Below are 21,298 nucleotides of genomic sequence, written 5' to 3' on the forward strand. Positions count from 1 at the left end.
CGGTCCGAGATGCGCGCCGACCTGGATGCCTTCCTCGAACACCTGCGTAGCGAGCGCCAGGTTTCCGCGCACACTCTCGACGGCTACCAGCGCGACCTGCTGAAGATCCTCGCCCTCGCCGAAAAGGCCGGGCTTGCCGACTGGAACGCCCTCGACACCCGCACCCTGCGCACCTTCGTCGCCCGCCTGCACCAGCAGGGCCAGTCCAGCCGCAGCCTGGCACGGCTGCTCTCGGCGACGCGCGGCTTCTACCAGTACCTGCTGCGCGAAGGGCGCTGCCGGCACGATCCGGCCAACGGCCTCAGCGCGCCGAAGAGCCCGCGCAAGCTGCCCAAGACCCTCGACGCCGACCGCGCCCTGCAACTGCTCGACGGCGCCGTCGAGGACGACTTCATCGCCCGCCGCGACCAGGCCCTGCTGGAGCTGTTCTATTCGTCCGGGCTGCGCCTGTCGGAGCTGGTCGGGCTCGATCTCGAATGGCTGGATCTCAAGGAAGGCCTGGTGCGCGTCCGCGGCAAGGGCAACAAGGTCCGCGAACTTCCGGTCGGCAAGGCCGCGCGCCAGGCGCTCGAGGCCTGGCTGCCGCTGCGCGCCCAGGCCACTCCGGAAGACGGCGCGGTGTTCATCGGCCGCGGCGGCAAGCGCCTGACGCCCCGGGCAGTCCAGCTGCGGGTACGCCAGGCGGGCGTCCGCGAGCTTGGCCAGCACCTGCATCCGCACATGCTGCGGCACTCCTTCGCCAGCCACCTGCTGGAGTCGTCCGGCGACCTGCGCGCCGTGCAGGAACTGCTCGGCCACGCCGACATCGCCACCACGCAGATCTATACCCATCTGGACTTTCAGCACCTGGCCTCGGTCTACGACCGCGCCCACCCCCGCGCCAAGCGCAAGGGCAACGCCGACGGAGGCAACGACCCATGAGCAGCCTGCGACTGATCACCTTCGACCTGGACGATACCCTCTGGGACGTCGCCCCGGTGATGAACAATGCCGAGGCCCTGCTCCGCGAGTGGCTGGCGAGCAACGCGGCGCGCCTGGGACCGGTGCCCATCGAGCACCTTTGGGCGATCCGTACCCGCCTGCTGGACCGCGAGCCGATGCTCCGCCACCGACTCAGCGAGCTGCGCCGGCGCATCCTCTTGCATGCCCTGCTCGACGCCGGTTATCCACAGGCGGAAGCCGAGAGCCTGGCCGAGGCCGGCTTCCAGGTATTCCTCGAAGCGCGCCATCGGGTCACCCTGTTTCCCGAGGTGCACCCGACCCTGGAGCTGCTCGCCAACCGCTTCACCCTTGGCGTGCTCACCAATGGCAATGCCGACGTGCGCCGGCTGGGCCTGGCCGACTACTTCCAGTTCGCCCTCTGCGCGGAGGAGCTGGGCGTGGGCAAGCCCGATCCGACGCCGTTCCGCGAGGCCCTCAAGCGCGCCGGCGTCGAGGCCTCGGCGGCGCTGCACATCGGCGATCATCCCAGCGACGACATCGCCGGCGCCCGACGCGCCGGCATGCGCGCGATCTGGTTCAACCCGGCCGGCAAGCCCTGGGCCGGAGAGGTAGAGCCGAGCGCGGAAATCCGCAGCCTCGCCGAGTTGCCCGCGTTGCTTGGCCGTCTGCAATGAAGCCGGGCTGCGTCGGCGCCCGGCCAGGAATGCGGAAACGCCCTGAAGAAGCCATGCTGGCCGCCTCGAGCGTCGCCCTAGGAATGGCAAGCGCCGGCCTTGACGCCCTCTGTACCGCGTGAGATGGAGAGCGCCACCAGGACGGCACCTACCGCCAGCAGCGCACCGAAAAGCAGCAGCGCCGTCGAGGCGCCGAAACGGTCGGCGACCAGCCCGGTGAAGATCACCGGCAGGCTGAAGCCGAGGTAGGCCAGCAGGAAATAGCCGGCATTGGCCCGCGGCTTCTCCGCGCCGGCCAGGGCGTTCACCGCCGACAGCCCGCCCAGGTAGGTGAAGCCATAGCAGGAACTGCTCGCACCCAGCGCGCCGAACAGCACCGCCGCCAGCGAGCCGTGGCTCGCGCCCCAGGCAAGCAGCGCGTAGCTCAGCGGCAGGATCACCAGCCCCAGGCAGGTTGCCCGGGCCGGCGGCATGCGCCGCGCCAGCGGCTGGAACAGCAGGCCGCAGCTGATCACGGTGAAGGTCGAGAATCCGGACCAGCGCGCCAGCCCGTGCGCCGCCAGCACCGAGGGCAGGACGGCGATGACCAGGCCGACGGTGGCCCAGGCCAGCAGGATCGAGAGGCTGTATGGCAGGCTGCCGGCGGGGAAGTACGGCAGCCGCAGCATCGGCGTATTGCGCGCGCGCGGAGCGTTGTCCGGCAGGCTCGCCAGCGCCAACAGGGCAACGCAGGCCAGCCCCAGTTGCACCCAGAAGCTGCCGGGCACCAGGGTTTCCTGGAACAGCAGGAACAGGCTGGTCAGCGCCGCGCCGATACCGAAGCCCAGCGAGGTGCTGGCGGTCACCCAGTTGGCCGAGGTACGGCTGTCCTCGCCGGCCATCAGCTCGCTCATGTAGACGGTGCCGGTGGCCGAGGCCAGGGCGGTGCCCACGCCCAGCAGAAGACGTGCCACGCCGAGCATCTCCAGGCGCGGCCAGAGCATCGTCACCACGGTGGCGGCCATCGACAGCAACAGCGCGACGATGATCAGCGGCTTGCGCCCGACCCGCTCGGACAGTCCGCCGAGCACCAGCAGCACCGGCAGCACGCCAAGCACATAGCCGGAAAAGGCCGTGGCGGTAGCCGCCGCGCCATAGCCGGAAAGCTGCGCGTAGGCGCTGTACAACGGTGCCTGCAGGTTCACCGCGAAAGTGATCAGGCACAGGCCGAAGGCCAGGCGCGTGGCGTGGCGGCGGGTATCGCTCATGCATTCCTCCGTTCCGGTATCGAGTCGCCCCTGGAGGGGCGCCCCGACTATCCGCTCCGGCGTCCTCACGGAACAAGGAACAGCCCTCCGTGTTTTGTGCTTAACTGTTCGCCCAAAAAGACCGAACAGTGAGCCAGGCATGCAACTCAGGATCGATCGCGAGGCCAGCGCGCCACTGGTGCAGCAGATCGTCGAAGGAGTCAGCGGCTGGATGCGCGGCAATCGTGTCCGCGCCGGCACGCGGGTCCCGTCGATCCGCCAGTTGGCCCGGGAAAACCGCCTGAGCCAGTCCAGCGTGATCGAAGCCTACGACCGCCTGGTCGCCCTGGGGTTGCTGGAATCGCGCCACGGTTCGGGCTTCTTCGTCGCCGAGGCGCCCGCGGCCAACGCCGAACTCGACAGCGAGTGGCAGGAAGGCGGGGAAAGCGCCTGGGGCCAGTTCAGCGGCGCCTCGACGCAGCTCAAGCTCGGCTGCGGCTGGGTCCCGGACAGCTGGCGGGAAGTCGACCAGCTGAGCTACGCGATCCGCCAGGTCACCCGCTGCGAACTGGCCGGGCTGTTCGACTACAGCACCCCGCTGGGCCTGCCGACGTTACGCCAGCACATCCAGAAACGCCTGCGCCTGATCGACATCCATGTCCACCAGGACCAGATCCTCACCACCACCGGCGCCAGCCACGCCCTCGACCTGCTGGTGCGGACCCTGCTCGAGCCCGGCGACGTGGTGGTGGTGGAGAATCCCGGCTATTACAACCTGTTCAACCTGCTGAAATTCCATGGCGTGAAGATGCTCGGCGTGCCCCGCGGCCGGAACGGCCCGGACATCGCCGCCCTGGAAGCGATCCTCCAGGCGCACAGGCCGAAGTTCCTGTTCATCAACAGCATGTACCACAACCCCACCGGCACCAGTCTCAGCCCCCCGGTAGCCCACCGGGTGCTGCAGCTGGCCGAGATGCACGACTTCCACATCATCGAGGACGACATCTACGCCGACTTCCAGAACGGCCCCGGCACCCGCCTGGCGACCCTCGACTCGCTGCGCCGGGTGATCTACCTGGCGAGTTTCTCCAAGACCCTCAGCTGCTCGCTGCGGGTCGGCTACCTGGTCGCCAGCCCCGAGCTGATCCGGCGCCTGGCCGACGTGAAGATGTACACCAGCATCGGCAGCCAGCGCTTCGCCGAATGCGTGGTCTGCGCCATGCTCGCCAATGGCAGCTACCGCAAGCTGGTGCAGCGCCTGCGCCAGCGCCTGACCAGGCACATGGCGGCCGCCCTGCGGGTGCTGGAGGACAATGGCTGGGAAGTGTTCGCCGAACCGGTCGGCGGGATGTTCGTCTGGGCCCGCATCGGCGAGCGCGGTTTCGCCGAGCTGCAGGCGCAGGCAACGCGGCTGGGCGTGCTGCTGTCGCCGGGCAGCGCCTTCAGCCCGGAAGGCGAGGAAAGCGACTGGCTGCGGATCAATATCGCCTATGCCGGCGACCCGCGTGCCCTGGCGTTCTTCGAGGCGTTCCGCAAGCGGGCCTAGGCGACGGACATGAAAAAGCCCGCCATCCCCGAAGGGAGGCGGGCCTTTCCAGGTGACGCGAAATCAGATGGGGCGGCTGCCGTACTTGCTGTCCGGCTTCTTCGGCGGATCGGCCACCACGTTGGGTTCGATCTCCTGCACCTTTCCACCACGGGAAAGGAATTCCTCCATCGCCTTGGCGAGGGCGTCGCGCTCTTTCTGCTTGGCTTCCACCGAGGGCAGTTCCTCTTCCACCGCGGCGGCCTTGGCCTTCTTGCCGGGGGCGGGGGCCTCGTCGTCGCCGCTGCTGTCCGCCTCGCCGTCGTCGGCCGCGGCCAGCTCTTCGCCGTCGTCCTCGTCAGCGCCGTCCAGCTCGTCCTGTTCCAGTTCTTCTTCGCTCATGGTCAACCTCTCGGTGCTGCAAAAGCAGGTTAGTTATAGCCCAGCCGCGCGTTTTGATGAGCGCCGCCGGAAAAAATTCATACTGACTCGCCCTGCCAGGTGGCGAGCACGCGTCGCGCCCCGCCCCTGTCCCGGTGTTCACCGAGATAGATACCCTGCCAGGTGCCCAGCGCCAACTCTCCCGCGCGTACAGGGAGGGTCAGCTGGCAGCCCAGCAGGCTGGCCTTGAAATGCGCCGGAAGGTCATCCGGACCTTCGTCGTTGTGTTCATAGCCGACTTCGCCCCGCGGCGCCAGGCGCTCGAAGAAGCGCTCGAAATCCCGGCGCACGGCGGGGTCGGCATTTTCATTCAGGGTCAGTGAAGCCGACGTATGTTGCAAAAGCAGATGCAGCAGGCCGATCCGGCAGCGGCGCAGCTCCGGCAGGGCACCGAGGATTTCCTCGGTGACCAGGTGAAAGCCCCGTGGACGTGGGCGCAAGGTGATCAGGGTCTGCTGCCACATGCTGCTGTTCCAAATCGGCTCCGGTCCGTCGCGCCGCGCATTCTAGCGCGGCATTTGAAAAAGCAAAGAGCGTAAGAGCGAGACCTGTGAAAAGCGGTGGTTCCGCAACCTCCCGGGAGGTCGCGCAAGCGTGCTGGCAGAGGCCTGGAGGATGACCTGGACTTTCGTTGCGAGGCGCGCGGGGAGCGCTGGAGGGGCGCCCGGCGGCATGCCGGGCGCCAGGGGGATCAGAGGTTGTAGCCGCGCTCGTTGTGCAGCGACAGGTCGAGGCCGACCGCCTCTTCTTCCTCGGTGACGCGCAGGCCCATGACCAGGTCCAGCACCTTGAGGATGACGAAGGTCACCACCGCAGTGTAGACCACGGTGAAGGCCACTCCCTTGAACTGCACGAAGAACTGCGCGCCGATGTCTTCCACGCTGCCGAAGCCGCCTAGCGACGGCGCCGCGAAGATCCCGGTGAGCAACGCACCGACGATACCGCCGACCGCATGCACGCCGAAGGCGTCGAGCGAATCGTCGTACTTCAGCGCGCGCTTGAGACTGGTGGCGGCGAAGAAGCAGATCACCCCGGAGGCCAGGCCGATGACCAGCGCGCCCATCGGGCCGGCGGTGCCGGCGGCCGGAGTGATGGCCACCAGGCCGGCGACCACCCCGGAGGCGATGCCCAGGGCGCTCGGCTTACCGTGGGTGATCCACTCGGCGAACATCCAGGCCAGCGCCGCCGCGGCGGTGGCGATCTGGGTCACCAGCATGGCCATCCCGGCGGTGCCGTTGGCGGCAGCGGCGGAACCGGCATTGAAGCCGAACCAGCCGATCCACAGCATGGCCGCGCCGACCAGGGTGTAGCCGAGGTTGTGCGGCGCCATCGGAGTGGTCGGGTAGCCCTTGCGCTTGCCCAGCACCAGGCAGGCGACCAGGCCGGCGATACCGGCGTTGATGTGCACCACGGTGCCGCCGGCGAAGTCCAGCACGCCCCAGTCCCACATCAGGGCGCCGTCGCCGCTCCAGACCATGTGCGCGATCGGCGCGTAGACCACGGTGAACCAGACCGCCATGAAGATCAGCATCGCCGAGAACTTCATGCGCTCGGCGAAGGCACCGACGATCAGCGCCGGGGTGATGATCGCGAAGGTCAGCTGGAAGGTGATGAACACGCTTTCCGGGAACAGCGCGCTGGCGGAAGTCAGGCCGGTGGTGGTCAGGCCGCTGAGGAACGCCTTGTCCAGCCCGCCGACGAAGGAGTTGAAATTGAGAACGCCCTTTTCCATCCCGGCGGTGTCGAACGCCAGGCTGTAGCCGTAGACCACCCAGAGGATGGTGATCAGGCCGGTGATGGCGAAGCACTGCATCATGATCGACAGCACGTTCTTCGCTCGCACCATGCCGCCATAGAACAGCGCCAGGCCGGGAATGGTCATGAGCAGGACGAGCGCAGTGGAGATCAGCATCCAGGCGGTGTCGCCACTGTTCAGGACGGGCTCCTCGGCGGCCAGGGCGACGCCCGGCAAAGCGAGGGACAATAGGGCTCCTAGCCCTGCGATCTTGCGCAGAGTCATGTTGGTATTCTCCTGGGGCTTTTTGGGGGTTCGGTTGGGCTTAGATCGCGTCGGTATCGGTTTCGCCGGTACGGATGCGGATGGCCTGTTCCAGGTTCACCACGAAGATCTTGCCGTCACCGATCTTGCCGGTGTTGGCCGCCTTGGTGATCGCCTCGATGACGCGGTCCAGCTGGTCGTCGGCGATCGCCACGTCGATCTTCACCTTGGGCAGGAAGTCGACCACGTACTCGGCGCCGCGATACAGTTCGGTGTGGCCCTTCTGCCGGCCGAAACCCTTGACCTCGGTCACCGTGATGCCCTGCACACCGATCTCGGACAACGACTCGCGGACGTCGTCCAACTTGAACGGCTTGATGATGGCAGTGACTAGCTTCATGAAACTCTCTCCCGTGTTTGGTGGACTCGCCCCAGGAAAACGAACCCGAGGACAGTCTAAGCGCAGTGTCTGGCTTTGTAACGCGCCGGTCCCTCTGGGAAGCACGATCGGAGGCCTCCGCCCCGACCTGGCCCTGTTGCGGCCGTTCGATGCCGCGACCCGCCGGCCTCCCGCAACCGCCTCATCTGCCGCACCGGTACTGCTTCAGTGCACGCCTCATCCGGGCCAAAGCAGAAAGCTTGCCAGCTCCGGCAAATCCGCCGATTTTCAAGCCCTTAGCGGTAAACCCAGGTGTCACGCGGCTTGCCGGCCCGCAGGCAGCGCACCAAATCGGCGCAGTGGCGCTCCGACGGTTGCGCAAAAAGTGTGCAACCGCCCTTCCGCGAGCCACTCCGACATCGTGCTAGACTGCCGCCCACTCGTTACCGGAACCCTCGCCATGCTGCCGCCCAAAGCCGTCTTCGAAGCCCTCAGCCAACAAGCCAGCCGCCTGTTCGCCGGCGAATCGCCGTTGCCCAGGGCCGAGCTGGAGTCGCAGTTCCGCGCCCTGATGCAGAGCGCCTTCGGCAAGCTCGACCTGGTCAGCCGCGAGGAATTCGACAGCCAGATGCTGGTCCTCGCCCGCACCCGCGCGCGCCTGGAAGCCCTGGAGGCCAAGGTGGCGGAACTCGAAAGCAAGCTGACGCCGCCCGCCGACTGATCCGCCAACCTCCTGCGAGCGGCGTGAGATCAAGGAGCGATCCATGTCCCTGGCGATTGTCCATAGCCGAGCCCAGGTCGGCGTCGAAGCACCCTGCGTCAGCGTCGAGGCGCACCTGGCCAACGGCCTGCCCTCGCTGACCCTGGTCGGCCTGCCGGAGACCGCGGTACGCGAGAGCAAGGACCGCGTGCGCAGCGCCCTGCTCAACGCCGGCTTCGACTTTCCCGCCCGGCGCATCACCCTCAACCTCGCCCCCGCCGACCTGCCCAAGGACGGCGGCCGCTTCGACCTGGCCATCGCCCTCGGCATCCTCTCCGCCAGCGGCCAGTTGCCCGGCGCCGCCCTCGCTGGCCTGGAGTGCCTTGGCGAGCTGGCCCTGTCCGGCGCGATCCGACCGGTACGGGGCGTATTGCCGGCCGCGATGGCGGCGCGCGACGCAAGACGAGTTCTGGTGGTGCCGAAGGAAAATGCCGAAGAAGCCAGCCTGGCCAGCGGCCTGACGGTGTACGCGGTCGAGCACCTGCTGGAGATCGCCGGGCACCTCTCCGGCCAGTCGCCGCTGTCGCCCTACCAGGCGCGCGGGCTGCTCCGCGAACCGTGCCCCTATCCCGACCTGGCCGAGGTACAGGGCCAGGCAACGGCCAAGCGCGCCCTGCTGGTTGCCGCCGCCGGCGCGCACAACCTCCTGTTCAGCGGCCCGCCGGGCACCGGCAAGACGCTCCTGGCCAGCCGCCTGCCCGGCCTGCTGCCGACGCTCGGCGAGGACGAGGCGCTGGAGGTCGCGGCGATCCATTCGGTGGCCAGCCACGTCCCGCTCAGCCACTGGCCGCAGCGGCCGTTCCGCCAGCCACACCACTCCGCCTCGGCACCGGCGCTGGTCGGCGGCGGCAGCCGCCCGCAGCCGGGCGAGATCACCCTGGCGCACCAGGGCGTGCTGTTCCTCGACGAACTGCCGGAGTTCGACCGCAAGGTCCTGGAAGTGCTGCGCGAGCCGCTGGAAAGCGGCGAGATCGTCATCGCCCGAGCCAACGGCCGGGTGCGCTTTCCCGCGCGCTTCCAACTGGTGGCGGCGATGAACCCCTGCCCCTGCGGCTACCTCGGCGATCCCAGCGGCCGCTGCCGCTGCACCCCGGAGCAGGTCCAGCGCTATCGCGGCAAGCTCTCCGGACCGCTGCTCGAGCGCATCGACCTGCACGTCAGCGTGCTCCGCGAAAGCACCAGCCTGCAGCCGGGCCGCGGCGAAACCACCACCCGCGAGGTCAGCGAGCGGGTCAGCGCCGCACGGCAACGGCAACTGGCCCGCCAGGGCTGTGCCAACGCCCACCTCGACCTGCTGGGCATGCACCGCAACTGTGCGCTCGCCGAAGCGGACCGTCGCTGGCTGGAGGCTGCCGGAGAGCGCCTGGAACTTTCCTTGCGCGCCTTGCATCGCATACTCAAGGTAGCCCGGACGCTGGCCGATCTGGACGAAAGGCAGCACATCGAGCGCCAGCACCTCGCGGAAGCCCTGCAATACCGGCCGTCAGCGTCAGGTTGAGGCCCTGACAATTCATCAAAACTATCGATCCTATCCGCTCGAATCAGATTAGCTATCAGAATGTGTTAGGCTGTTTCGTCTTCCGCCTTCGGCGGGCAATCCGATCACAAGGAGAGCTAGCGTATATGGAGACACCCACCGCACCCCGGAGCACCCTGAACCCTCCGGTTTTCTTTACCTCCGCCGCCCTGATCCTGGCCCTGGTGCTGTTCACCGTCCTGCTCCAGGAAGAAGCGCAATCGCTGTTCAACCACGTCCAGCAGTGGATCATCACCAACGCCAGCTGGTTCTACGTCCTCGCCGTGGCGCTGATCCTGATCAGCGTGGTGTTCCTCGCCGTGAGTCGCTACGGCGACATCAAGCTCGGCCCCGATCACAGCCGGCCCGACTACCGCAACACCACCTGGTTCGCCATGCTGTTTTCCGCCGGCATGGGCATCGGCCTGATGTTCTTCGGCGTCGCCGAGCCGGTGATGCACTTCACCACGCCGCCGGTGGGCGAGCCGAACACCGTGCAGGCGGCGAAGGAAGCGATGAAGCTGACCTTCTTCCACTGGGGCCTGCATGCCTGGGCGATCTACGCCATCGTCGCGCTGATCCTGGCCTTCTTCAGCTACCGCCACGGCCTGCCGCTGACCCTGCGCTCGGCGCTCTACCCGTTGATCGGCGAACGTATCTACGGCCCCATCGGCCATGCGGTGGATATCTTCGCGATCATCGGCACCGTGTTCGGCGTCGCCACCTCCCTCGGCTACGGCGTGCTGCAGATCAACAGCGGTTTCCACCACCTGTTCGGCTGGCCGGTGAACCAGACCGTGCAGATCGCGCTGATCGCCGCCACCTGCGGCCTCGCCACCCTCTCGGTGGCCAGCGGCCTGGACCGCGGCATCCGTATCCTTTCCGAGCTGAACCTGAGCCTGGCGGTGGTATTGCTGCTGTTCGTGCTGGTCCTCGGGCCCACCGTGTTCCTCCTGCAGACCTACGTGCAGAACACCGGCGCCTACCTGTCGGACATCGTCAACAAGACCTTCAACCTGTACGCCTACGAGCCCACCGACTGGATCGGCGGCTGGACCCTGCTGTACTGGGGCTGGTGGCTGTCCTGGTCGCCCTTCGTCGGCCTGTTCATCGCGCGCATCTCGCGCGGCCGGACGATCCGCGAGTTCGTCTGCGGCGTGCTGTTCGTCCCCGCCGGCTTCACCCTGCTGTGGATGACCGTGTTCGGCGACACCGCGATCCACATGATCCTCCAGGATGGCTTCACCCAGCTCGCCGAGGTGGTCAACCAGGACAGCTCGCTGGCGCTGTTCGCCTTCCTCGAGCATTTCCCGCTGGGCAGCGTCATCTCGATGATCGCGGTGCTGATGGTGGTGGTGTTCTTCGTCACCTCGGCCGACTCCGGCGCCCTGGTGGTGGACATGCTGGCCTCCAGCGGCAAGGATCACTCGCCGCTCTGGCAGCGCATCTTCTGGTCGGTGCTGATGGGCGTGGTGGCCATCGCCCTGCTGCTCGCCGACGGCCTCAAGGCCCTGCAGACCGCCACCATCGCCAGCGCCCTGCCGTTCTCCATCGTGCTCCTGGCGTCGATCTGGGGGCTGTTCAAGGCCCTGCACCTGGACGCCACCAAGCGCGGCATCCGCTACCAGGCGCTGACCTTCTCCCGTCCCACCACGCGCGGCGCCGCGGGCGAGACGGACGGTTGGCAGCGGCGCCTGCGCAACATCGCCATGTTCCCGCGGCGCAGCCACGTCAACCGCTTCATTTCCGAAGTGGCGCGACCGGCCTGCGAAGACGTCGCCAGCGAACTGCGCAAGCAGGGCTACGAAGTCCAGGTGCAGGATGGCGAGGACGGCCGGGTGCGCCTGGAAGTCAGCCACGGTGGCGAGGTCGACTTCATCTACGAGGTCCGTCCGCGCGCCTTCACCACGCCGAGCTTCGTGATGCGCGATACCGAGGACAGCAGCGAGGCGCGCAAGTACTTCCGCGCCGAGGTCCACCTGCAGGAGGGCGGCCAGGACTACGACATCATGGGCTGGAGCCGCGACGGCGTGATCGGCGACATCCTCGACCAGTACGAGCGGCACATGCACTTCCTGCACGTGGTGCGCTGACGCACGGACGACAGGCAAACCAGAAGGCCGGCTTTCGCCTAATGCCCGTCAGTTAAGAAAAACGGCGCTTCCTCGAGCAAGGGAAGCGCCGTTTTTCTTGGGCTTCTCATCGTCTTGGCGAGAAGCCTCCGTTTTTCTTCGCTGCCTACACGGCAGTGAACCCGGAATGTCGCACCTATCGCGCCCCTCTTTTTTTCTTAGCTGCCTACACGGCAGTGAACGTACCAGCACTCGGCCATGGCGGCTTCGTACTTTTCTTAGCTGCCTACACGGCAGTGAACCTGGTGGACAAGTTCCACGGCGGCGACGGTGCTTTCTTAGCTGCCTACACGGCAGTGAGCGGCCAGGCCGAGCATCGTTAGCAGCAGCGCCTTTTCTTAGCTGCCTACACGGCAGTGAACGGTGGGCCGTCCGTGCCAATGCTGACGGTCCATTTCTTAGCTGCCTACACGGCAGTGAACAAGCACATCGGTCGACTGAATCAGATGCAGAATTTCTTAGCTGCCTACACGGCAGTGAACTTGCTCTCGATCAGTTGAGCCAGCAGAGCGTTTTTCTTAGCTGCCTACACGGCAGTGAACATCCTTCCAGCCGAGCCCAAGGAAGGCCAGACTTTCTTAGCTGCCTACACGGCAGTGAACCCGGAATGTCGCACCTATCGCGCCCCTCTATTTTTCTTAGCTGCCTACACGGCAGTGAACCTGGTCGCAGGGGATCAGTGCCTTTGCGCTGTTTTCTTAGCTGCCTACACGGCAGTGAACTAAATGCTCGCCCGGCGCGGGGCGATTTTCCGTTTCTTAGCTGCCTACACGGCAGTGAACTAGCCCAGAAAACCTATAACCATTTGAAGGAAAAAGAAATACAGGGCTTTCCCGGCCTGAAACCCTCTTTTTTCGAGCCTTTGCAAGCCATTGATTTTCAAGGGTGTAAGAAACTGTCCGAAAAAAGGGTCGGAAGCTTCGGGCCTTGGAGGCCATTTCGCGACGGCCGATACGGGCGATAAACCTCGCCGTTCGCGCGCGAATGGACTCGTATGGATCACATATCAAAGCCCCCGGCCAGGCCGGGGGCGTCGCGCCTGGGACGGCGCTACTGGCGTGGGTGTGCCGCTTCGATCTCGGAGAGGGCATCGCTGACCAGCTTCAGCAAGGCGCCGTTGATGTAGGCGAGGGTGTCGCCGGGCTCTTCGTTCTCGTCGAGCAGGCAGGTCAGGGCAAGGACGTTGATCGCCGACTTCAGGCGCGCTTTCGCACTCTCGAACAACTGGCCGGGCGGCGCCTGGGTGTCGAGGTACAGCGTGGCGTTGCGCGGAAAGCGGTTGGCCTGCGAGGTGGGCAGCAGGGGGATGAAGCGGGGGACGGTTCTGTTACGGAAGGGGTAGACGTATCATTCGGCTTAGCCATGGGTCAGCTCCTAAGTAAGCTGGGTTGTGGTTAGCGGGTCGCAGGTGTTCCAAGCACCTGCGGCCCGCGTCGTTTCTGCCGCTGGAGCGCATCTTGGAAGATGGTCTTGGCGACCCCTCCATCATCCTCCTACTGGGTTTTTATCCAATTCCTGGGCGTCCGAAAGAGGCTGGGGAAATGTTCGGGGGAGTTGTCCGGCGTTTCCGGGGCGTGTAGGGCGAATAGCGCCATGGGCGGCATCCGCCGATACCCCGGATAAGCGGCGGATAACCGCAAGCGGTTATCCGCCCTACGGAACCAGGCACCGGCCTGCGGAGATCTGGCAGGCACGAAGACCTGCTTACTCGCCAGGTGGTGGGGCGGCGAACCCGCCCCGTCAGGAGGCCGAGCGGAATCGTTGCGCAGGGGGACGAGCGGCAGGACGCCGCGAGAGCCGCCCCGGTCCACGAAGGACCGTGGCGGCGGGCCTCCGGGAGCAACGATGCAGCGAGGGTACCCCAGCCGAGAAGCGGCTGGGGCCGGATGTCGGGGCGAGTCTTTTGGTTCCTTTTGGACGCTTGCAAAAGGAACTCGCCTGGGAAGGCGAAACAAGAAGTCGAGGCAGGCACGACAAGCAGCTAGATCACCCAACATCAGGCTCGCTCAAGTTCCAAACAACAGCGGCCTTATCGTTCACTGCCGTGTAGGCAGCTCAGAAATCGCGAGCGATATAGAGCCGTAGGGCGAATACCGCCACAGGCGGTATCCGCCGACACTCCGGATAAGCGGCGGATAACCGCAAGCGGTTATTCGCCCTACGGAACCAGACGCCGGCCTGTGACGGTCTGGCGGGAGGGCGAAACAAGAAGTCGAGGCAGGCACGAAAAGCAGCTGAACCACCCAATACCAAGCCCGCTCACGTTCTAGACAACGGCTGTTCACTGCCTTGAAGGGCGAACGCTCCGTTATCCGCCGCTCCCATGATTCGCCCGCCCTGAAAAAGCCACCCCTCGGGGCAATGTCCGCCAGGAAAGAAAAAACGGCGCTAAGCAAGGGAAGCGCCGTTTTTGGGCCTTCTCATCGACTTGAGCGAGAAGCCTCTCGCTCAAAGACTTGCCTGACCGCCATTAGGCTTTCGCCGGCCTTCTGGTTTGCGCCGGACTCTCCAACGCCTGCGTCGTCATCAGGCCCTTGCCAGGCCAGGCCCGCCGTGCCTGGCTCCGGCCACGAGCAATCCAGCCCCACCGCCGCGGACCTCGCCACCTTCCGCCCTGCGACTCTCCCTCGTCGTCCTGCTCGTCATGGCGACATCGGCCGGACCAAAAGCCGGCATTTCGTGCGCTGGATTCCCATGAGTGCACAGTCAATTCAGAAAAACTATTAGGAAATTTCCTATAAAAAATAATGCCTATCGGGCTGTGCTAGGGTGCTTCGCCTTCTGGTGACCATCCGACCGCAAGGAGAGCTTGCCCAATGGAGACCCCCAACATCCCGCGTAGCACCCTGAACCCGCCGGTTTTCTTTACCTCCGCCGCCCTGATCCTGGCCCTGGTGCTGTTCACCGTCCTGCTCCGGGAACAGGCGCAATCGCTGTTCGAACAGATCCAGCAATGGATCATCGGCAATGCCAGCTGGTTCTATGTCCTCGCCGTGGCGCTGATCCTGGTCAGCGTGGTGTTCCTCGCCGTCAGTCGCTACGGCGATATCAAGCTCGGCCCCGATCACAGCCGGCCCGACTACCGCAACACCACCTGGTTCGCCATGCTGTTCTCCACCGGCATGGGCATCGGCCTGATGTTCTTCGGCGTCGCCGAGCCGGTGATGCATTTCATCGCCCCGCCGGTGGGCGAACCGGATACCGTGCAGGCGGCGAAGGAGGCGATGAAGCTGACCTTCTTCCACTGGGGCCTGCATGCCTGGGCGATCTACGCCATCGTCGCGCTGATCCTGGCTTTCTTCAGCTACCGCCACGGCCTGCCGCTGGCCCTGCGCTCGGCGCTCTATCCGCTGATCGGCGAACGCATCCATGGCCCCATCGGCCACGCGGTGGATATCTTCGCGATCATCGGCACCGTGTTCGGCGTCGCCACCTCCCTCGGCTACGGCGTGCTGCAGATCAACGGCGGCCTGCACCACCTGTTCGGCTGGCCGGTGAACCAGACCGTGCAGATCGCGCTGATCGTCGTCTCCTGCGGCCTCGCCACCCTCTCGGTGGCCAGCGGCCTGGACCGCGGCATCCGTATCCTTTCCGAGCTGAACCTGGTCCTGGCGGTATTGCTGATGCTGTTCGTGCTGGTCTTCGGCCCCACCGTGTTCCTCCTGCAGACCTACGTGCAGAACACCGGCGCCTACCTGTCGGACATCGTCAACAAGACCTTCAATCTCTACGCCTACGAACCCACCGACTGGATCGGCGGCTGGACCCTGCTGTACTGGGGCTGGTGGGTCTCCTGGTCACCCTTCGTCGGCCTGTTCATCGCGCGCATCTCGCGCGGCCGGACGATCCGCGAGTTCGTCTGCGGTGTGCTGTTCGTTCCCGCCGGCTTCACCCTGCTGTGGATGACCATCTTCGGCGACACCGCGATCCACATGATCCTCCACCAGGGCCTCACCGACCTGGCCGACGTGGTCAGGCAGGACAGCTCGCTGGCGCTGTTCGCGCTCTTCGACCATTTTCCCCTGAGCGGCCTGGTCTCCCTGTTCGCGGTGCTGATGGTGGTGGTGTTCTTCGTCACCTCGGCCGACTCCGGCGCCCTGGTGGTGGACATGATCGCTTCCGGCGGCAGGGACCGGTCACCGGTCTGGCAGCGGATATTCTGGTCGGTGCTGATGGGCCTGGTGGCCATCGCCCTGCTGCTCGCCGACGGCCTCAAGGCCCTGCAGACCGCCACCATCGCCAGCGCCCTGCCGTTTCTGGTCATCCTCATGACCTCGACCTGGGGCCTGTTCAAGGCCCTGCACCTGGACGCCACCAAGCGCGACATCCGCTACCAGGCGCTGACCATCTCGCGCCCCAGCGGCCGCAACGGCGGCGGCGCCGGCAACGACGGCTGGCAACGGCGCCTGCGCAACATCGCCATGTTCCCGCGGCGCAGCCACGTCAAGCGCTTCATCGCCGAGGTGGCGCGGCCGGCCTGCGAGGAAGTCGCCGGCGAATTGCGCAAGCAGGGCTACGAGGTCCAGGTGAGGGATGGCGAGGACAGTCGGGTGCGCCTGGAAGTCAGCCACGGTGGCGAGGCCGACTTCGTCTATGAGGTCCGCCCGCGTGCCTTCGCCACGCCGAGCTTCGTGATGCGCGACAGCGAGGATTGCAGCGAGTCGCGCAAGTACTTCCGCGCCGAGGTCCACCTGCAGGAAGGCGGCCAGGACTACGACGTGATGGGCTGGAGCCGCGAGGGAGTGATCGGCGACATCCTCGACCAGTACGAGAAGCACCTGCACTTCCTGCACGTGGTGCGCTGAAGGGGGGAGGCCGGCGCTCGCCGGCCGCCGCTCTACAGGTCTACTGGATCTGTTCCGGGGTGACGACCACCCAGTTCTTGTCCGCCGTCACCGGCAGGCCGGCCCTGGCCTGGGCGGCGGAATGCTCCCTGATCATGCCGTCTAGCTGGTCCATGTACCTGGCCTTGCGGTTGATCCACAGGTGCACGCCGTTTTCCGCGGTACCGTTGAACAGCATGTAGCCGTCGCTGTCCGGTGTATCCCCGGCAACCAGGATCGGCCGCTTCCAGCGGTCGATGTAGGTGAGGATCGCCGCCTGCTTGCCGGCCATCCAGGTCGCCGGGGTCCACAGGTAAGGGGTGACCTCGAGGTCGAGGTTGGCCTTCGGATCGTACTTGCCTTCGGCGATCTGCTTGCGCGCGGTGGTCAGTTCGCCGGTCTTGCGGTTCTTCAGCAGGGTGGTGACGCCGATGACGTTCTCCGGCTTGAGGTTGTAGCCGTACTTCGGGTCGGCCGCGACCATCCGCACCAGTTCCTCGTGGGCGGCGCTGATCACATAGACCTCGATGCCGTTCTCCATCAGCTTGTTGTACAGCTCGCGCTGGCCACTGAACACGCGTGGCGGCTGGACATCGAGCCGCGCCAGCTTGTCGCCGTCGTAGTAGGTGGCCGGGATCGGCTTGCCATGGGCCATCAGTTCGTCGACGTAGCCTTTCAGCTCGCGCAGGGTGAAACCGGAGAACACCTGGGCGACCCAGGGATAGCAGACCATGTCGTCGATCTCGCAGAGCCGGTAGTAGTAGCTGAACAGGCTCTCCCTGTGCCCGGCCCGGTCCTTGAACGGGATCAGCTTCAGCGACGGGTCGAGCCTGTCGCGGGTCAGCACGCCCTTCATCTCCAGGTAGGGCAGCAGCGACTCCTCCAGGTCGTAGCGGTAGCTGGTGTTGTCCATGTCGAACACGGCGTAGGCGCCCTTGTTCGCATTGGCCTCGATCAGTGCGTTCAGTTGCCTGGCGGCGGGCGCCGGCCAGTGCTCCAGTTCGGTGGCGCAGGCCTGGCTGGCGACGCCGACGAGCGCCAGCGCGGCGAGTATTCCCTTGGCGAAGGTCATGGCGGGTCCCTGTGGGCAATGGAAGGGATAGGCTCCGCCGCCCGCACTCCCGGCGGACGGCGAGCAACGACCCTAGCGCAGGCGAACGGACCGTGCAGCGATGGCGGCGACTCGAGGCGTCGCGTTCGCGCCAGGAGATGTCCCGGGGCGGCATGCCGAAGAAGATGTATCGCGAACCGCGGAATGTTGACGAGAGAAATAGTCTTAGGACTTTTCCTACTAAACACTCGGAATAGGCAACTAGAAACAGCCATGGCCCCTTCTTAAGATCCCATTGGCGTCCGGCAAAAGCAGGCGATCCAAACACAGCCGCATTTTCTAAGTTAACCCTCCAGTGGGCTTCCATCCTTCTCGCCAGGTCTGCCATCTAATCCGGCGCCATTCCAGGCAACCAAGAAATCAACAGGAGCCATCGCCATGAGTTCTCAGCCCCGTCATCGCCCTCAGTCCCACAGCCCTCGGCCACTCCTCGTCGCCGTTGCCGGACTGACCCTGCTGTGCGGCGCCTGGACCAGTTCGGCGCTGGGTGACTGTATCTTCAACTCCGGCACGAACCAGACCTCGGCCATCATTTCCCCGCTACCCACAATCATCCCACTGAAGGCCGCTTCCATCGGCGGTGTCATGGCCACAGCCTTCACAGAAGTGGGTAGAGTCCAATGGTGGAGTTGCTGGAAAGCCCCTTATGGCATGCCCGCCCTGAAGACAGGCCTTGTCCCCGCTGACGGCTTCGAGAATGTCTACCAGACGGGAGTACCGGGAGTCGGTATCCGCTTCGGCTTCTATGCATTAAGCAGTTGGGGGCCAACCCGATACCCGCCGTTTGAGGCAATGATTACATGGCCCTCTAGCAACCCCTATCCCATGCCATTCCCCAATTACATGGCCATAGAGTTCATCCGGACGGGCATGGAGGTGGGCCGCGGAACGGTCGCACCATTCGATCTCGCCACCGAGTTTTATCTTGGCACCACCCCGATGACGCATATCCCGATCACCGGCAGCAGCCTGCGGACTACCCTGGTCCAGAACATCTACTTCACCAGTTGCCACAACCCCTATTCCGACCCGACCGTCGACATGGGCCGTCCCTACGCCGCCCTGGTCAAACAGGGCCAGGTGGAAGAACGCCCATTCTCGCTGACCATCCGCTGCGACGGCATGAACGCCACCACCAAGCCGCCGGTGAAGATCTATTTCGAAGGCAATGCCGTGCGCGACGGCTTGCTGCGCCTGAGCGACGAGGGCCAGGCCGGCGTGGCCAAGGGGGTCGCTATCGAGCTGAAGAACGACAACGGCGTGGCCCTGCCCTTCGCCAAGGAACGCGCGGTGTCGCTGGCCTGGCGCAACAGCGCGCCCGACGCCGAGATCTACGGTTTTTCCGGCAAGGCGAAGTACGTCGCGACCGGCGAGGTCATCCCGGGCAAGGCCGACGCCACTCTGAGCTATGTACTGGAATACAACTGAACTTTCGCGCCTTCTCGATTCAGCGCTTCTTCCGACCAGCCCCTAACGCCTCTATGTGAGGCCATGATTCACGGGGCCAGCGTCGTCCGTCAGTGTGACCTTCTCAAAAGAACCTAGGAAGTTTCCTACAGAACAAAAGGAAATTGGCAATTTATAGTTAATTTCCTAGGAATATACTTACACAAATACTGTCTCTTCAACCCAACAGTAGTGCACCCCTGACGGTGGTTTCCACATTTGGAATACCAGATCAGGCAACGCGCCTGTCCAACGAATAGCAAAGTGTATGTGTAGGAAAGCAATAATCGGAGTTTACCGACATGGCTTGTATGCGTTCTTCCTAATGTTCATGGCCAACCTGGCCTGGACGAATGCTTTCGCCGCATGTTCGCACAATATCGATCGCGGACTGAATGCCAGTTTCACACTGCCCGCTCAGATCAACCTGAAAGGCGCAGCCATCGGCGATGAGCTGGCTACATTCACCTACCCCCTGTCCACGGCGGGAGGCAGTTACTACTGTACCAGCGAGGAGCTGTGGCAGATCTCGCTCAATGGGCTGGAGGCCTCGACCCAACCCAAAGTGTACCGGACCAATATCAAAGGCATCGGGATCAGGGTCGGACTTAATCTGGATGCGAGTAGCGCTTTCTGGAGCCCTCCTTTCAGCTGGAGGACGTTGACTGGCTATGCCCCGAAGGAGGTGAAGATCAGCCTTGTACGCACCGATATCGGCGTCGCTTCCGGAAAGCTTGCCACCCCTTTCAATGTGACCCTGTCCGGTGGCGGGCTTACCTATACCATCCGACCGACAAACAGCAGCACGCACATAAACAATGAAGTGCTGTTCGCGGGCTGTACTTCCGTCAATGGCGTGACCAATGTACCAATGGGTTTGCAGACTATCGATAATCTGCAAGCCGGAAAGGCCGAAAACAGACCCTTCAACTTCGACATTCGCTGCGAAGGGTTGAACCCCAACACCTCCGTCCCGGTAAAGGTCTATTTTGAAGGGAACTCCAGTGCCGACGGCTTGCTGGCTCTTTCGGGATCGGGTCAACCGTCCGTGGCCAGCGGGGTAGGCATCGCCCTGGTCAGCGATAAGGGCGTCAAGCTGCCATTCGCCAAGGCGCGCTCGATACGGATCGAACACCATCGGTCGGAAGCGGAAGGCGAAATCTATCGGTTCTCGGGCATCGCTAGCTACGTACGGTTGGCAGACGAAATCAAGCCAGGCAAGGCGGATGCCAGCATGACCTATGTAATCGACTACAACTGAACCTTCATCCCCTATCCAGCAGTTCCACCGCCGGCAGGCGCATCGCCGCCACCTCCGCGCGAAGGAAGTCGCGCAACCGCTGGAAACGCTCCTGCCCGCTGCGCGCCCGTGGCCACACCAGATGATAGCTCTCGCCGCTGGCCACCGCGGTCGGCCAGGGCAGGCCGATGCGGCCCAGGGCGACGTCCTCGGCCACCATCACCAGGTCGCCGATGGAAACCCCGTAGCCGCGCGCGGCGGCGACGATGCCCAGTTCCAGGGTGTCGAACACCTGGCCGCCCTTGAGCGACACCTCGTCCTCCAGCCCGGTTCGCTGCAGCCAGCGCCGCCAGTCGCGGCGATCCGGCGTGGGATGCAGCAACTCGCTGTCGCGCAGGCGCTGGAGGGTCCAGGGTTCGACGGCCTCGGCGGGATCGCAGACCGGCACCAGCCACTCGGCGAACAGCGGCGCCGTTTCCCATTCCGCGCTGAACTGGCCGCTACCCAGCAATACCGCGCAGTCGAAGGGCTCGTGCTGGAAGTCCACCGTATCCACATCCATCCAGGCGCTGGTGAGCTGCACCTCGATATCCGGATTGAGATGGCGGAAGCGACTCAGCCGCGGCAGCAGCCAGCGCATGGTCAGGGTCGAGGGCGCCTTAAGGCGCAGGGTGGCATCGTCCACGCGCAGGGCGGTGCAGGCCCGCTCCAGCGCGCCGAAACCGTCGCTCAGTCCCGGCAACAGCAGCCGCGCCGGCTCGGTCGGGAAGAGTTGGCGTCCGCGACGTTCGAACAGGAGGCAGCCGAAATGCTCCTCCAGGGTGCGGATATGCCGGCTCACCGCGCTCTGGGTGATCGCCAGCTCCTCGGCGGCGCGGGTGAAGGAGGCATGCCGGGCGGCGGCCTCGAAGGCACGCAGGGCATACAGCGGCGGCAGGCGACGAGACATGCGGCAACCTTTATCCATGAGTTCAACTCATGGCTGGCATCTGTTTTTTCCTTTTGCGCGGGACGGCCAGCCACACCGAGAATGACCGTATTCTCCCTGCCGACGGGTAGCGCCGGCAACCCTCTTGACCTGATT

At 65.0% G+C, this 21,298-nt stretch carries 17 protein-coding genes and 1 CRISPR repeat array; of the genes, 9 read left to right on the plus strand and 8 right to left on the minus strand.

Annotated features, from left to right (window positions below):
- The first annotated feature begins 9 nt into the window (after positions 1-9).
- A complete protein-coding gene (xerC, locus tag B7D75_RS27340; protein WP_043102157.1) occupies positions 10-921 on the plus strand; it encodes a tyrosine recombinase XerC in 912 nt (303 codons plus the stop codon).
- The gene (locus B7D75_RS27345; RefSeq protein WP_012077881.1) at positions 918-1,616 is read left to right on the plus strand and encodes an HAD family hydrolase; all 699 of its coding nucleotides are present in this window, start codon (positions 918-920) and stop codon (positions 1,614-1,616) included. Before xerC ends, B7D75_RS27345 begins: the two co-directional genes overlap by 4 nt.
- A 77-nt stretch (positions 1,617-1,693) precedes the next feature.
- Here B7D75_RS27345 and B7D75_RS27350 read toward each other — a convergent pair whose 3' ends face one another.
- Positions 1,694-2,863, minus strand: coding sequence for an MFS transporter (locus B7D75_RS27350; RefSeq protein ID WP_053814775.1), 1,170 nt, complete (start codon positions 2,861-2,863; stop codon positions 1,694-1,696).
- A 139-nt stretch (positions 2,864-3,002) separates the two neighbouring features.
- Between B7D75_RS27350 and B7D75_RS27355 the strand changes: the two genes are divergently transcribed.
- Entirely contained in the window at positions 3,003-4,388 is a 1,386-nt protein-coding gene (locus tag B7D75_RS27355; RefSeq protein ID WP_107114594.1) for an aminotransferase-like domain-containing protein, read from the plus strand.
- 63 nt (positions 4,389-4,451) lie between these two features.
- On the opposite strand, the gene sutA is transcribed toward B7D75_RS27355, so the two are convergent.
- The 4 genes from sutA to glnK all read right to left on the minus strand — a co-directional run bounded on the left by sutA (position 4,452) and on the right by glnK (position 7,207).
- On the minus strand, positions 4,452-4,769 hold the full coding sequence (gene sutA, locus B7D75_RS27360; protein ID WP_003156037.1) for a transcriptional regulator SutA: 318 nt from the start codon (positions 4,767-4,769) through the stop codon (positions 4,452-4,454).
- Between the two features lie 77 nt (positions 4,770-4,846).
- A complete protein-coding gene (locus B7D75_RS27365; RefSeq protein ID WP_003156034.1) occupies positions 4,847-5,272 on the minus strand; it encodes a secondary thiamine-phosphate synthase enzyme YjbQ in 426 nt (141 codons plus the stop codon).
- A 227-nt stretch (positions 5,273-5,499) separates the two neighbouring features.
- Complete coding sequence (locus B7D75_RS27370; protein WP_012077884.1) at positions 5,500-6,828, minus strand: ammonium transporter; 1,329 nt, start codon at positions 6,826-6,828, stop codon at positions 5,500-5,502.
- Between the two features lie 40 nt (positions 6,829-6,868).
- On the minus strand, positions 6,869-7,207 hold the full coding sequence (gene glnK, locus B7D75_RS27375) for a P-II family nitrogen regulator (RefSeq protein ID WP_003096476.1): 339 nt from the start codon (positions 7,205-7,207) through the stop codon (positions 6,869-6,871).
- A 439-nt stretch (positions 7,208-7,646) separates the two neighbouring features.
- Here glnK and B7D75_RS27380 point away from each other — a divergent pair, with 439 nt between their 5' ends.
- The 3 genes from B7D75_RS27380 to betT (B7D75_RS27390) all read left to right on the plus strand — a co-directional run bounded on the left by B7D75_RS27380 (position 7,647) and on the right by betT (B7D75_RS27390) (position 11,555).
- Positions 7,647-7,907 (plus strand): accessory factor UbiK family protein, encoded by a 261-nt coding sequence (locus B7D75_RS27380; RefSeq protein WP_012077885.1) that lies wholly within the window; start codon positions 7,647-7,649, stop codon positions 7,905-7,907.
- Positions 7,908-7,950: 43 nt separating this feature from the next.
- Positions 7,951-9,444 carry a YifB family Mg chelatase-like AAA ATPase gene (locus tag B7D75_RS27385; protein WP_107114595.1) on the plus strand — a complete coding sequence of 498 codons (1,494 nt, stop codon included), beginning with the start codon at positions 7,951-7,953 and terminating at the stop codon, positions 9,442-9,444.
- 125 nt (positions 9,445-9,569) lie between these two features.
- On the plus strand, positions 9,570-11,555 hold the full coding sequence (betT, locus tag B7D75_RS27390; RefSeq protein WP_012077913.1) for a choline BCCT transporter BetT: 1,986 nt from the start codon (positions 9,570-9,572) through the stop codon (positions 11,553-11,555).
- Positions 11,556-11,688: 133 nt separating this feature from the next.
- Positions 11,689-12,376: a CRISPR direct-repeat array (repeat unit 28 nt; unit sequence TTTCTTAGCTGCCTACACGGCAGTGAAC).
- Positions 12,377-12,644: 268 nt separating this feature from the next.
- On the opposite strand, the gene B7D75_RS30135 is transcribed toward betT (B7D75_RS27390), so the two are convergent.
- Positions 12,645-12,818, minus strand: coding sequence for a hypothetical protein (locus B7D75_RS30135; RefSeq protein ID WP_204101220.1), 174 nt, complete (start codon positions 12,816-12,818; stop codon positions 12,645-12,647).
- 1,592 nt (positions 12,819-14,410) lie between these two features.
- On the opposite strand from B7D75_RS30135, the gene betT (B7D75_RS27400) reads away from it, so the two are divergent.
- Positions 14,411-16,399 carry a choline BCCT transporter BetT gene (gene betT / locus B7D75_RS27400; RefSeq protein WP_053814779.1) on the plus strand — a complete coding sequence of 663 codons (1,989 nt, stop codon included), beginning with the start codon at positions 14,411-14,413 and terminating at the stop codon, positions 16,397-16,399.
- A gap of 40 nt (positions 16,400-16,439) precedes the next feature.
- Here the strand turns inward: betT (B7D75_RS27400) and B7D75_RS27405 are convergent, their stop codons facing one another.
- On the minus strand, positions 16,440-17,489 hold the full coding sequence (locus B7D75_RS27405) for an HAD family hydrolase (RefSeq protein WP_043099358.1): 1,050 nt from the start codon (positions 17,487-17,489) through the stop codon (positions 16,440-16,442).
- Positions 17,490-18,467: 978 nt separating this feature from the next.
- On the opposite strand from B7D75_RS27405, the gene B7D75_RS27410 reads away from it, so the two are divergent.
- Together B7D75_RS27410 and B7D75_RS27415 are read left to right on the plus strand one after the other, a co-directional pair.
- Entirely contained in the window at positions 18,468-18,956 is a 489-nt protein-coding gene (locus B7D75_RS27410) for a fimbrial protein (RefSeq protein WP_079383617.1), read from the plus strand.
- A gap of 349 nt (positions 18,957-19,305) precedes the next feature.
- Positions 19,306-20,235, plus strand: coding sequence for a fimbrial protein (locus tag B7D75_RS27415; RefSeq protein ID WP_162600469.1), 930 nt, complete (start codon positions 19,306-19,308; stop codon positions 20,233-20,235).
- A gap of 4 nt (positions 20,236-20,239) precedes the next feature.
- Here the strand turns inward: B7D75_RS27415 and B7D75_RS27420 are convergent, their stop codons facing one another.
- Positions 20,240-21,163 carry a LysR substrate-binding domain-containing protein gene (locus B7D75_RS27420; RefSeq protein ID WP_034082688.1) on the minus strand — a complete coding sequence of 308 codons (924 nt, stop codon included), beginning with the start codon at positions 21,161-21,163 and terminating at the stop codon, positions 20,240-20,242.
- Positions 21,164-21,298: the final 135 nt, after the last annotated feature.

Origin of the sequence: Pseudomonas paraeruginosa (genome assembly GCF_003025345.2) — a bacterium.
Taxonomy (GTDB): domain Bacteria; phylum Pseudomonadota; class Gammaproteobacteria; order Pseudomonadales; family Pseudomonadaceae; genus Pseudomonas; species Pseudomonas paraeruginosa.

Coding starts and splice junctions, on each gene's coding strand:
- xerC (WP_043102157.1), top strand. CDS start 10: ATGCGCGCCGACCTGGATGCCTTCCTCGAACACCTGCGTAGCGAGCGC.
- B7D75_RS27345 (WP_012077881.1), top strand. CDS start 918: ATGAGCAGCCTGCGACTGATCACCTTCGACCTGGACGATACCCTCTGG.
- B7D75_RS27350 (WP_053814775.1), bottom strand. CDS start 2,863: ATGAGCGATACCCGCCGCCACGCCACGCGCCTGGCCTTCGGCCTGTGC.
- B7D75_RS27355 (WP_107114594.1), top strand. CDS start 3,003: ATGCAACTCAGGATCGATCGCGAGGCCAGCGCGCCACTGGTGCAGCAG.
- sutA (WP_003156037.1), bottom strand. CDS start 4,769: ATGAGCGAAGAAGAACTGGAACAGGACGAGCTGGACGGCGCTGACGAG.
- B7D75_RS27365 (WP_003156034.1), bottom strand. CDS start 5,272: ATGTGGCAGCAGACCCTGATCACCTTGCGCCCACGTCCACGGGGCTTT.
- B7D75_RS27370 (WP_012077884.1), bottom strand. CDS start 6,828: ATGACTCTGCGCAAGATCGCAGGGCTAGGAGCCCTATTGTCCCTCGCT.
- glnK (WP_003096476.1), bottom strand. CDS start 7,207: ATGAAGCTAGTCACTGCCATCATCAAGCCGTTCAAGTTGGACGACGTC.
- B7D75_RS27380 (WP_012077885.1), top strand. CDS start 7,647: ATGCTGCCGCCCAAAGCCGTCTTCGAAGCCCTCAGCCAACAAGCCAGC.
- B7D75_RS27385 (WP_107114595.1), top strand. CDS start 7,951: ATGTCCCTGGCGATTGTCCATAGCCGAGCCCAGGTCGGCGTCGAAGCA.
- betT (WP_012077913.1), top strand. CDS start 9,570: ATGGAGACACCCACCGCACCCCGGAGCACCCTGAACCCTCCGGTTTTC.
- betT (WP_053814779.1), top strand. CDS start 14,411: ATGGAGACCCCCAACATCCCGCGTAGCACCCTGAACCCGCCGGTTTTC.
- B7D75_RS27405 (WP_043099358.1), bottom strand. CDS start 17,489: ATGACCTTCGCCAAGGGAATACTCGCCGCGCTGGCGCTCGTCGGCGTC.
- B7D75_RS27410 (WP_079383617.1), top strand. CDS start 18,468: ATGACGCATATCCCGATCACCGGCAGCAGCCTGCGGACTACCCTGGTC.
- B7D75_RS27415 (WP_162600469.1), top strand. CDS start 19,306: ATGGCCAACCTGGCCTGGACGAATGCTTTCGCCGCATGTTCGCACAAT.
- B7D75_RS27420 (WP_034082688.1), bottom strand. CDS start 21,163: ATGTCTCGTCGCCTGCCGCCGCTGTATGCCCTGCGTGCCTTCGAGGCC.